13 protein-coding genes and 1 tRNA gene are annotated in these 12,138 nt (G+C 34.8%); 12 read left to right on the forward strand and 2 right to left on the reverse strand.

All coding sequences use genetic code 11. The features are described 5' to 3' along the window. Positions 1 to 2 precede the first annotated feature (2 nt). From GKG00_RS07745 to GKG00_RS07800, 12 genes are all read left to right on the forward strand, one after another. The gene (locus GKG00_RS07745) at positions 3 to 764 is read left to right on the forward strand and encodes a DnaD domain protein (protein ID WP_154254957.1); all 762 of its coding nucleotides are present in this window, start codon (positions 3 to 5) and stop codon (positions 762 to 764) included. Continuing rightward, positions 764 to 1,741 carry an ATP-binding protein gene (locus GKG00_RS07750; RefSeq protein WP_154254958.1) on the forward strand — a complete coding sequence of 326 codons (978 nt, stop codon included), beginning with the start codon at positions 764 to 766 and terminating at the stop codon, positions 1,739 to 1,741. Before GKG00_RS07745 ends, GKG00_RS07750 begins: the two co-directional genes overlap by 1 nt. Further along, positions 1,738 to 2,382, forward strand: coding sequence for an NAD(P)H-hydrate epimerase (locus GKG00_RS07755; protein WP_154254959.1), 645 nt, complete (start codon positions 1,738 to 1,740; stop codon positions 2,380 to 2,382). Before GKG00_RS07750 ends, GKG00_RS07755 begins: the two co-directional genes overlap by 4 nt. Before the next feature lie 750 nt (positions 2,383 to 3,132). Continuing rightward, entirely contained in the window at positions 3,133 to 3,675 is a 543-nt protein-coding gene (locus tag GKG00_RS07760; RefSeq protein WP_094203193.1) for an ECF transporter S component, read from the forward strand. After that, positions 3,659 to 4,345, forward strand: coding sequence for a radical SAM protein (locus GKG00_RS07765; RefSeq protein WP_154254960.1), 687 nt, complete (start codon positions 3,659 to 3,661; stop codon positions 4,343 to 4,345). Before GKG00_RS07760 ends, GKG00_RS07765 begins: the two co-directional genes overlap by 17 nt. Positions 4,346 to 4,400: 55 nt before the next feature. Beyond that, entirely contained in the window at positions 4,401 to 5,105 is a 705-nt protein-coding gene (locus GKG00_RS07770) for a hypothetical protein (protein WP_154254961.1), read from the forward strand. Positions 5,106 to 5,162: 57 nt separating this feature from the next. Further along, entirely contained in the window at positions 5,163 to 5,390 is a 228-nt protein-coding gene (locus tag GKG00_RS07775) for a hypothetical protein (RefSeq protein WP_094203196.1), read from the forward strand. A 12-nt stretch (positions 5,391 to 5,402) separates the two neighbouring features. After that, positions 5,403 to 5,585 carry a hypothetical protein gene (locus tag GKG00_RS07780; RefSeq protein WP_094203197.1) on the forward strand — a complete coding sequence of 61 codons (183 nt, stop codon included), beginning with the start codon at positions 5,403 to 5,405 and terminating at the stop codon, positions 5,583 to 5,585. Positions 5,586 to 6,215: 630 nt separating this feature from the next. After that, complete coding sequence (serS, locus tag GKG00_RS07785; protein ID WP_094203198.1) at positions 6,216 to 7,481, forward strand: serine--tRNA ligase; 1,266 nt, start codon at positions 6,216 to 6,218, stop codon at positions 7,479 to 7,481. Between the two features lie 27 nt (positions 7,482 to 7,508). Further along, entirely contained in the window at positions 7,509 to 8,645 is a 1,137-nt protein-coding gene (locus tag GKG00_RS07790) for a glycosyltransferase (RefSeq protein WP_154254962.1), read from the forward strand. An 8-nt stretch (positions 8,646 to 8,653) separates the two neighbouring features. Continuing rightward, complete coding sequence (locus tag GKG00_RS07795; protein ID WP_154254963.1) at positions 8,654 to 9,838, forward strand: D-alanyl-D-alanine carboxypeptidase family protein; 1,185 nt, start codon at positions 8,654 to 8,656, stop codon at positions 9,836 to 9,838. Positions 9,839 to 9,861: 23 nt separating this feature from the next. Continuing rightward, positions 9,862 to 9,937, forward strand: a tRNA-Arg gene (locus GKG00_RS07800). A gap of 195 nt (positions 9,938 to 10,132) precedes the next feature. Here the strand turns inward: GKG00_RS07800 and GKG00_RS07805 are convergent. Further along, positions 10,133 to 10,894 (reverse strand): TIGR03915 family putative DNA repair protein, encoded by a 762-nt coding sequence (locus GKG00_RS07805; RefSeq protein ID WP_154254964.1) that lies wholly within the window; start codon positions 10,892 to 10,894, stop codon positions 10,133 to 10,135. A gap of 2 nt (positions 10,895 to 10,896) precedes the next feature. Further along, the gene (locus tag GKG00_RS07810) at positions 10,897 to 12,132 is read right to left on the reverse strand and encodes a putative DNA modification/repair radical SAM protein (RefSeq protein WP_154254965.1); all 1,236 of its coding nucleotides are present in this window, start codon (positions 12,130 to 12,132) and stop codon (positions 10,897 to 10,899) included. Between the last annotated feature and the right edge of the window lie 6 nt (positions 12,133 to 12,138).

Consider the following 12,138-nt stretch of genomic DNA (forward strand, 5'->3'; position numbering starts at 1 on the left):
TTATGAAATATAGTGTAGAAAAATTTAAAATAGATTTGGGCGAAACACCTATTGAAAATATATTTTTGAATCAATATCTTCAAGTGGCCACAGGAAATCAACTAAAAGTGTATTTGTACGCGTACAAGCTTGCCAAGGATACTTCGGCAAACGTGGATATTTCAGACGAAGAAATCGCGAAGGCGTTGGATTTGACTGAAAGCGAAGTATCTGAGTGTTGGAATTATTGGTTGGACGAGGGAATTATCAAGCGATACACTGACGCAGAGACTCAAACTAATCACACGGTTTTTTTGAGTTTGAGACAATTGTATCTTGGAATTACAAATCCTGAGCCAGAAGAATCTCAGAAGACTTATATTCCACAAAATAGTCAAGAAATCAAAGAAATGTTCAGAGACATTGAAGACATCAGAGATATGGAATTATCCAAATCAGAAATGGAGAGAATTTTGGAACACATTTCCACTTATCATCAAACACCAGAGTTGGTGGTGACGGCTTTTCATTATTGCACGACTAATCCGAACACGAAAAACAACACGAATTACGTTTTGCAAGTTCTCAGAAATTGGAAGCTTGACGGTATCATGACGTTGGAACAATGGCAAGAAGAAAACAACAAAAAGCAACAAAGAAAAACGAAGAAGAGAACTTACTACAGACCGAAAACTAACGATATTGAAAACAAGGCTACAAATATTAACTCAAAATTTTTGAACGATTTTATCAAGAAATCGAAAGAACAAAAGGATAAGGAATAATGAGCTACGCAAAAGAAGCCAACAGAATATTGGAAGATTACAGAAATCAATCCAAAAAAGAATTGGATATGAGATTTGAGGAAGTTTTTCGAAATGTTAATGGATATGAGGATTTGCTCCAACATAGAAATGAGCTTGGATACGAGTATTTGAAAAAAAGCATCGGCGGTGACAAGGAAGAATTAAAAAACTTGGAAGATGAAATCAAATCCATTGAAGAAAAAATGCACAAAATGCTCATACTAAGTGGATATCCAAGTGATTATTTGGAATTGAAGCATCACTGCGACAAGTGCGAGGATACTGGAGTTTACAACGGCAAAATGTGTTCTTGTAAGAAGACCATTATGGTCAACATTGCACGTGAGAAAAGTTCACTTAATGAGCAAATGAAACAACAAAACTTTGATAGATTTGACATCAACGTGTTTGACACGAAAAAAGACAGCTCACAAGGAATGACCCAACGTGAAAACATGGAAGCAATCAGCGAGAATTTGAAATACTATTCCAAAAATTACACGAAAAACGCGAAGTCGCTGTTATTGTACGGACAAGTTGGGACTGGAAAAACATATTTGTTATCGTGTATGGCGAAAGAAATCATTGAAAACGGATATTCTGTGATTTATTTGTCCGCGATGCAATTGTTGAAGCAACTTTTTTCGATAAGATATCAGAATTTCAACGAAAAACCACAACCAGAAGTTGAGGATATTATTTACAACTGTGATGTGCTTATGATTGACGATTTGGGAACGGAAAATTCCACAGAAACCAACATCAGTTTATTGTTTGATCTGTTAAATTACAGAATTCAAAACCAAAAAACTACGATAATTTCGACAAATATCGACCTTGATGATTTGACAACACAATACGATCAGAGAATTTCATCCAGAATCAAGGGCGAGTTTATACCGATACAATTTTTCGGCAGGGATATAAGAGAAGAGAGGTTCAAAAACGGACTATGATTTATGTAACAGCTGAACAAATGAGACAAATCGACCATTACACGATAAATGAAATCGGAATTCCATCGATTGTGTTGATGGAAAATGCCAAGGCACAAATCTCCAAACATATTTTGGATAAAAAGTTTGCCAAAGCGTACGTGTTCGCATCTGTTGGAAACAACGGTGGAGATGGCTTGGCAGTTGCAAGAGACATTTACAACGCAGAAAAGTATGTGAAAGTGTATGTGATTGGAAAACTAGAAAAAGCGTCGACGGATTTTAAAATCAACTACGATATTTTGAAAAAATTAGAAGTGGAGATAGAATTTGTAGACGAAAACACGAAATTCGACATAACAGAAAATGATTTGATAGTCGACAGCATTTTTGGAACGGGACTCAAAAGAGATATCGAAGGAATTTACAAAGATGTAATCGATATGATTAACGACACACAAGCATTTGTTGTGAGCGTGGACATGCCATCGGGACTGGATTCTGACGAAAATATAATCCACAACGTAGCAGTGAAGGCTGACCTTATGGTGACATTGCAATTACCGAAAAAGTCGTTACAAGAGTATGAGGGAGAATATGTTGTGGAAAATATAGGCATACCAGAAAAATCAATTAAACATGTATTAAATAACGCTTCGTAAGAGGCGTTTTTTATGTTTTATGGCAAACTCTTGCCGTCGAATATCTGTCTACAAAAACAAAGAAATTCAAAACTTGTGAACCTAAAATCTCAAGCGCAAGCTCCGCTTTGGCGCGAGTGAGATTTTTTAACGGTTCCCTTCGTTAGAATTTCTAATTGTTTTTTCCGAATGATATTCTCAGGCAAAGATGTTTGCCCATGGTGCCAACAACGCCTCACGAAGCTTTACGCAGCACATGTTTAATTGATAGAGAAAAAAAGGGGAGAAAAGAAGAAAATAAAAGTTGCAAAACGTTTAATCGACTACGAAAATTGGTAAATTCTAATCTTGAAATCCTAAAATTTGAAGCACGCTTCGCTTACGCGGTCAAATTTTAGCCGGATTTCTTCGATTGAATTTACTGCAATTTTCTCCGTATGATACGCTTATTTGCAATCTTTTATTTGCTCACAAGTGAAAACGCCTCACGAAGCTTTGCGTAGTACATTTTTAATTGATTATTTTCTACTCTGATGAGCGATTTACGAGTTTTTGAGGTTAACTTTTTTTACCGACAAACAAATCGGTTTCTACTTTTTTGCAATTACTTTTTTGTAACAAACTAATTTGCAATGAGTTTAATTATTTGGTAAAATTACTGTTGCCTAGTTAAAGCTGAAATTTATTTCAGGACTTGTTTGAGAGCTCCAAGTATAAAAAAACAAGGCGTTATTTTTGAGTTCTCCTATATTTTATTAGGAGGTTTTTTTATTGAGAAAAACGAATACGAAATTGTTGACTACTATAGCGATTTGCATTGCAATCAACTGCCTTGGTGCTTTTATCGCTGTTAGTACGAAGGTTCCTTTGTTATTGGATCACATAGGATCTTTATTGGTGTGTATGTTATTTGGATGGAAATACGGTGTTGTGACTGCGCTTTTATCGTCTGTTATGAACCAAATTCTTTTCGATCCATTTGCACTTCCATTTGCACCTACGGGTATGCTTATGGTGTTTATGGTTGGTATTTTATATGAAAAGGGATACTTCAAGAAGTTGCACACTATTCCTGCACTATTATTGGCTGTACTTCCGGGTGCTATTTTAGGTGCTATTATTCAAGGTTATATTTTTGGCGGGGTTACAAGCTCAGGAAGTGATGTTATCGTAAGATTTATGATTAACAAGGGAGTAAATCCTGCTGCGGCATCTTTTATCAATCAATATTTTATGGAATTTGTGGACAGACTTATTTCATTTACTGTTGTGATGACTGCTGTTAAGAGGATTAAGCTTGAATCGATACGCTAAGATTGAGGAAAAATTAAAACGCGAGATTGTGCTATTAAAAGGCAGACCATGTTTTTGTGGCAAATGCACTTTTTGCGATTACATTGAAGACAATACGGTGGATATAGATGATGCTGTTCGTGAAAATCTTGAGATTCTTCAAAATGTGACTGGTGAATTCGGTGTTTTGGAATGTATAAATTCTGGAAATGTGTTCGAACTTCCAGAACAGACGAAAATCGACATCAGAAATTTAATTCACGAGAAGAATATTCACACTTTGGTATTCGAAGCACATTATATTTTCAAGAATAGACTTCACGAAATCAGGGAATTTTTCGGATGCGAGGTTTTGTTTAAGACTGGAATTGAAACGTTCGATTACGATTTTAGAGAAAATGTCTTAAACAAAAATGCAAAATTCACTGATGTAAAAGAGGTGTCCGATTATTTTGATTCGGCGTGTTTGATGGTTGGAATCAAGGGTCAAACGAAGGAAATGATTAAGCGCGATATTGAGATTGGCCTTTCGAATTTCAAATGGATTACTATTAATATTTTCATAAATAATTCCACGCCGATTAAGAGAGATGATGAGCTTGTGAAGTGGTTTTTGGAAAATCACTACGATTTGAAAGACCATCCGAAGGTTGAAATGTTAGTTGAAAACACTGATTTGGGAGTTGGTTAAACTTCCGTCAGTGTTTTTTTGTTGGGTTTTAATATATAATAAGATTGGAGGGGTTATGAAGGATAAATTATTTAAAATCGTACTTGTGGTTTTGAGTGTCGTATTTGTTGCGTCTTGTTCGAAGAAAATACCAGAAATGCCTGAAGAAAAAAAGGCGTATGTGGCAGATTATTTGAACGATGGGTTCAAGGGTGTGGACATTTCAAAAGACGGTAGATTGGAAAAATCCGATGTCGAAAAAATCTCGGCGAACTTTAACAAGCCGTACGATTATAATGGCGAAGAGGTTGTAAATTCGTTGGATACATTTTTCTACGGGGAGAGCTTCGCATCACCACAAGATATTACGCTGAAAAATTTCGTCGCGAATTTTCCAAGCAAAGCGCTGGATCCAGAAAAGGATAAATCCCAAATAGATGAACTTAAAAAACAAAATCCAAATGCACTCAAACAAACAAGAGATGATGCTAAGATTTTGAAAGTTGACAAGAATTTGGTGGATGCGGTTTTATTGGAATACGCAAATATTTCATCAGATGATGTTACAAACAAAGAAAGTGTCGTGTATTCTAAGGATGACAATTCGTATTATGTAATGGAAAATGATGAAGAATGGGCGTTTGAGCCAGTGGTGTGTAAAGTCAATTCTAAGGAAATTATCTTGGAAGATGATATCAAATCAGAACTTAAACTGATACAAAAAGGTGGCAAGTTTTTTATAAAATCTTTTGAATTATCTCCTAATGCTTGTTGTGAATAAGGGATTATTGTGCTATAATGTAATAAAAGGTACTATACAAAGCAAAGGGAGGCAGTTATGATTACTTTAGCATTCGTAACGTTGATAGTTATTCTATCAATAGTTTTCGCAGCTATTTTGGGAACTTTTGGTTTGATATTGGGATTAGGCGGCGCAATTGTAGGAATTTTGGTAGCGATTGGAGCTGTTGCCTACTCATTTTTGAAAGTTTTCATTAAAATAGCGTTAGCAGTGTTGGTAATTAGATTTATTTACAGAAGATTTTTCGCAAAAGAAGAAGTATAAAGGAAGTGGAGTATGGATAACAAATATTTAAAATACATTTTGTACATATTCTTGGCTATTTTAGCTTTGAATATTTTGATGGGAATTATGGGAATAACTGTTAGTATTTTGAAATTCTTGATGAAAGTATTCTTGGTTTTAGTTGTAATAGGATATGTGGCAAAATTTTTCCAAAATGCAGACAAAGATATTTAACTAATAACACTGAGCAAATCTTGTGAGATGAGCTTGGTGTTTTTTGTTTTCTTGGAAGGTTAGTAATAGTGTTGCTTGGGTTTGGAATAGACATAAAAAACAGATTAGCATTTTGCACGAACATCCGACTACAAAAACAAAGAAATTCATCGCTTGTGAACCTAAAATCTCAAGCGCAAGCTTCGCTTTGGCGCGAGTGAGATTTTTTGACGGTTCACTTCGCTTGAATTTCTGATTGTTTTTTCCGTATGATGTTCTTAACAAAAAAGCTAATCTTATTATGAATCTATGAACAAATTTCTAAATGCAAAATGCTAATTTGCAAATTAAATGCCAATCTGTATAAAAAAATCTAAAAAACGTTGTAATTACGCTATACATTGACACAACAAGATTGTTTGTGGTAAAATATACATTAATATAGTTGAATATTGCAGTTGATGAAGAAATAGTAATTATTGGAGTAATTCAGAGAGCTTATGTGTGGTGAGAATAAGTATATGAAAATAATGAATCTAACTTCTATGCGTTATTAGTTGAGAGAGCTTATGCTAATTAGGGTGGCAGTCGCGGAAACGTAATTTTCGTCCCTTGGTATGAGTTTTTTTATTGTTTTATAAGGAGAAAGTTATGTTAGATATTAAAAGAATTAGAAACAATCCAGAAGAAATTGTTGAGGCGCTTAAAAAAAGAAGAGGAGAATATCCTATTCAAAAACTTTTGGATACTGATGAAAAAAGACGTGAAGTTATTCAAAAAGTAGAATCAATGAAGGCGGAACAAAACAAGCTTTCTAAACAAGTTCCACAAATGAAGAAAAACGGAGAAGATACTACAGAACTTTTCAAAAACTTGAAGAAGTTGTCTGATGATATCAAATCTATGGATGATGATTTGAAAAACATCGACGAAGAAATCAGAGAATATTTGATGGAAATCCCAAACACTCCTAACAAAGATGTTCCGGTTGGTTTGGATGATACTGAAAACTTGGAAATGAGAAAATGGGGAGAACCTCGTAAATTTGATTTTGATATAAAAGCTCACTGGGATTTGGGCGTTGATTTGGATATATTAGATTTCGAAAGAGCAACTAAGATTTCTAAATCAAGATTTAGTGTATTCAAAGGAAAAGGCGCACGACTTGAAAGAGCTTTGATGAATTTCATGGTTGATCTTCACACTGACAAGCAAGGTTACACTGAAATGAATACTCCAGTGCTTATGAGTCCAAGTGCGATGATGGGTACAGGTCAAATTCCAAAATTCAAAGAAGATATGTTTTATTGCGAAAAAGACGATATGTATCTTGCTCCTACTGCAGAAGTTCCTGTAACTAATTTATTGGGAGGAGAAATTTTGGAACAAGGAAGCTTGCCAATTTACTACACAGCATTTACTCAATGTTTTAGAAGAGAAGCCGGAAGTGCTGGACGTGACACAAGAGGTTTGATTAGAAATCACCAATTTGAAAAAGTTGAAATGGTAAAATTCGTTGAACCAGCTACAAGTTATGATGAATTAGAAAAACTTACAAATAACGCAGAAGAAATCTTGCAATTATTGGAAATTCCATACAGAGTTGTTAGACTTTGCTCTGGGGATTTGGGATTCTCATCAGCAATGACTTACGACATTGAAGTGTGGATGCCAAGTTATAATAGATACGTTGAAATCTCAAGCTGTTCTAACTTTGAAGATTTCCAAGCAAGACGTGCAAATATTAGATATCGTGACGAAAATAATAAGCCACAATACGTTCACACATTAAACGGTTCAGGACTTGCTATTGGACGTTGCTTTGCAGCTGTAATCGAAAACTATCAACAAGCTGACGGAAGTATAAAAATTCCTGAAGTGCTACAAAAATACACAGGATTTGATATAATAGACTAGTAAACTAAAATTAAGATAGGAAAAGAAATGAAGGCTTATATAATCGCTAGAGGATATCCGACGGATAAATACAAAATGAACGGAATATTTGAATTGGATCAGGCAATTGCACTAGCCAAAAAAGGCGTCGAAGTTGTGTTGATTGCACTTGATTTCAGATCACTTAGACGTTTTCGCAAATATAAAAGTGAATATTTTATAAAAGATAATGTCAAAGTGTATTCCTTTCATTTTCCGATTGGAAGATATATCTTCAAAAGCCTTTATGACTTTTCTTATTTGGTACTTAGACATTTCTATAAAAAAGTGGAGCGAATCGAAGGAAGACCGGATGTAATTCACACTTATTTTACAGACCAGGGATATTACACATCCAAACTTGCAAAAGAGTTGAACATTCCATTCGTACTAACTGAATGCAATTCCGTTGTAAACCAAGACACTATCAAGCCTTCTTACAGAAGAATCGCCGAAGAAACTTACGATAGGACAGACGGACTTATAACTGTAAGCCCCAAATTCAAAGAGAAAATCAAAGAAGAATTTGGGAAAGATTCTACAGAAATTGCAATTATTCCAAATCTTACGATTTTCAAAAATAATGAGAATTTCAAAAGGGGAGATATTTTCAACATAGTTTCCACTGGAAATGTAATAACGACAAAAGGTCCGAAAGAATTGATCGAAGCGTTTAACATAGCTTTTTCAAACGATAAAAATGTGAAGCTTACGATTTACGGGGATGGATTTTTGAGAAAACCGCTACTTAAAATGGTCGAAGAGTTGAATTTGACAGACCAAGTATTTCTTCCTGGACTTACTAAAAGAGAAAAAATCGTTGAGGGCTACAATAATGCGGATATGTTTTGCTTGTATTCGTATTCAGAAACTTTTGGGTTGGCGTATTTGGAAGCACTATCTGCAGGACTTCCTGTAGTTGCGAGCAAATGCGGTGGGCCAGAACATTTAATAAATGAAGAAAATGGAATATTGGTTGATAGATTTAACGTTGAGAAGTTAGCCGAAGCGTTAAGATATATGCACGATAATATTGAAAAATACGACAGGGAAAAAATATCACACGATATCAAAAAAGTATATTCCGAAGAAAAAATTACAGATGATGTAATAAAAGTGTACGAAGAAGTTATATCGAAAAGATGAGGTGAGAAATGAAGAGTATTAAAAAAATAATACCCTTAATGTTAATACTTGCTATTGTATTTCAACCTGCATTATCTAAAGCGGACTCGAAGTTGGGATTTGAAGACAAAGTAAACTCGTATTACACAATTGAACAGGATTATTCCCAAGAGTTGTTGAATTACAACGAAAACAAACCTTTTGCTATAGCATCCTTAACTAAAATCATGACTTATGTTTTGGTTATGGAAGACATCAACGCAAACAAATACAAACTCGACGATAAAATCAAAATCCAAACACAATACAATAAGCCTGAAGCGAGTACTATACAACTTAAAAAAGGCGAAGAATTAACTGTAAATGATTTGATAAGAGGAATGATGATAGTCAGTGGGAATGATGCCGCAGACGAATTAGCTGTGAAATCAGAAGGATCTGTGGAGAAATTTGTCCAAAGAATGAACAAAAAAGCAGCCGAATTGGAATTGAAATCTGCGAAGTTTTATTCTGCATCAGGTTATCCTGAAAACGACAAGGAAAATATGATGAGCGCAAAAGATTTGGCGAAATTAACCACATATACAATAAACAATTACCCACAAGTTTTGAATTACACAAAAACACAAAAACTTGTAATGCCGACTAGAAAATACGAAGGCGTGACTACAGTTCCATTTTTAGGAAAAATAGAAGGGGTCGATGGATTTAAAACAGGAACAACTGAAAAAGCAGGATACTGTTTGATAACTACGATGAGTTTGAAACCAAACGATCCTAAAAACAAAATAGTATCTGTTTTGATGGGAGCTCCCACAAAATACGACAGAAATACTTACCAAAAAATAATACTGGAATACGTCAGAAATTCATTTGAACCAATGAATATATTAAACAGCGAAAAACCAATCGAAACGAAATCAGTCAACAGCGTTGTGGACAAAAACGTTGAGATTTATCCGACAGAAGACGTATCCATTTTGTATAATACAAAAACTGGTCTGCAACAAAAAGTCGACATCAAAAAAGATTTGAAAGCTCCTTTGAAAAAAGGACAAATCGTAGGGAAAGTTGTAATCGATACTGGAAAAGGCGACAAAAGAGAAGTAAGCCTTGTTGTCAAAAAACCTTACGAAAAAGCAGACACATTAACTAGAATAAAAAGAAGTGCCAAATACACTTACGAGTTGTTGGAATCACTTCTTGCATCATAAGCCGATTTGAGTCGGTTTTATGTGCTCCCATAATTAAGCTGGATATAATCCTCCCCTCCTAAGGGAGATTCCTCGGTTCGAATCCGGGTGGGAGTACCATACAAAAAGCCTAGAATTTACATGTTCTAGGCTTATTTTTATTTTATTAAATTTTACATATGTCACTCACAATTCTTTAAGATTTTTGACAACTGGCAACAAAAGGGCAACAAAAGGGCAACAAATATAAAAAGCATCACTAATGAATTTTTTCGAATTCACATTGTTGCATATACACTGATTATTTCAAAAATATTAAGTGTAAATGCAACAATTATTTTCGTTATCGTAAATTTTATTTTTCTCTGGTAAATATTTCCAGTATCTTTTCGGCATATTATTCTGCATAAGTTTGAGGTTGTGGCGTTCTTTTATCCCGACTGAATTGTAGAATTCTATCCAGCAATCTTCAAACATTTTCTCATCATCAGATTCTTCTTTAAAGATTTCTTGTACATCGTAAAACGCCAAATCTTTGTCCACATAAATCGCACACTTATTTCTTTTTTTGTCGTAAATCACGAATTTTTCATTTCTCAATCTGTTTTTGAAGTGATATGTGAGTAATTCCAAAATGTCGTTGTTAGGTTCAAATTCTGCGAACAAGAAATTGTCTTGGATTTCTTTGAATCTGAGAAGACCTTTGTATGCGTGGAGTTCTCTTGTTGAATATTTGCACAGACTGTTGAATGCTACAGCAATTTTGTCAGAAGAGTTTATGAAGTTGTAGCCGTATTTGTACATATTTTTGATTGTCTTAGCGATAATGGTTGATTTGTCGGGATTTTCTGAGACGAATGCGTAGTTGATGCTACGATAAAAGTTGAATCCGAATGTGTCTATTATCGATTTTTTCACACGTGATGATTTGTCAGTATTTGTTTCAATGTATATGTCATCATTCAAAAAATCCAATTGCTCTGATTTCACAACGATAATTGAATTTTCAATGTGTTTGTAATGCTCAAAAATCACCGTGAACAAGCCGTCTAAGCTGTTATCATAACTGTATCTCATATCTACTCCAAAAAACTTAGTTGTGTGACGTTTTTTCCTTCTTGCATTCTTAAAATGTCCAGTAAATCGTCTTGTGTGCTGTATTTTTGTCCGCGATAAACTCCGTTTACGACTATGAAGTTCTTCGCTTTTTTCAGTGAGATTTTAAGAGAGGTCAAATCGTCGTAGTTGAGATTAGCAAATTTTCTCGCATTTATTATTCTCATCGCATATGTTGGACCGAATCCTGGAACACGAAGAAGTTCTTCATAAGATGCGCGATTTATTTCTATTGGAAAGTTCGCTACGTTTTGCACTGCCCAGAATGCTTTGGGATCTAACGTCAAATCAAAAAACGGATTTTGTTCGTTCAAAATTTCGTTTGATTTGAATTTGTAAAATCGCATCAGCCAATCTGCTTGATACAACCTATGTTCGCGTAGCATGGGAACTTTTTTGATACCGTCTGTGTATTTCGATTTGATTACAGGAACAAATCCAGAATAGAAAACTCTTTTGAGTTTGTAATCTTCATAAAGGCTACTTGCTTTGTTGATAATTGTAAGATCCGATTCACGACCTGCCCCGACAATCATTTGTGTGGATTGACCAGCTGGTAGAAACAAAGGAGTTTTTCTGATTGTTTTCCTGTCGATTTTGTACTGAGTTATGGATTCGTTAATAAAATCCATAGGTTTTTCGATGGACTCATACGTTTTCTGAGGAGCGAGCATCTTCAAGCTGGATTTTGTTGGAAGTTCGATGTTGATACTCATACGATCGATAAGCCTTCCTAGTCGTTCGATTAATTCTTCACTTGCACCGGGGATTGCCTTCATGTGAATGTATCCATTGAATTTTTTCTCATTGCGAAGAATTTCAGCCACTCTAATAAGTTGTATCATCGTGTGGTCGGGACTTTTTACAACTCCACTGGATAGAAATAATCCTTCTATGTAATTTCTTTTGTAAAAATTTATAGTCAAATCAGCTACTTCTTCTGGAGTGAATTCTGCTCTTTCGATGTTGTTTTCTTTTCTGTTGACGCAGTATTCGCAACTGTAAATGCATTTATTTGTGAGTAAAATTTTGAGTAGAGAAATGCACCTTCCGTCTTCAGACCAACTGTGACATATTCCAGAATTGTGCGCTGCGCCGATTCCGTCAGAGGTATTTTTCCTTTTTGAACCGCTAGAAGAACAACTGACATCGTACTTGGCAGCGTCTGATAATATTGATAATTTGCGTTTTAATTCCATAATATC

Source organism: Finegoldia sp. BIOML-A1 (assembly GCF_009678325.1).
Classification (GTDB): Bacteria; Bacillota; Clostridia; order Tissierellales; family Peptoniphilaceae; genus Finegoldia; species Finegoldia magna.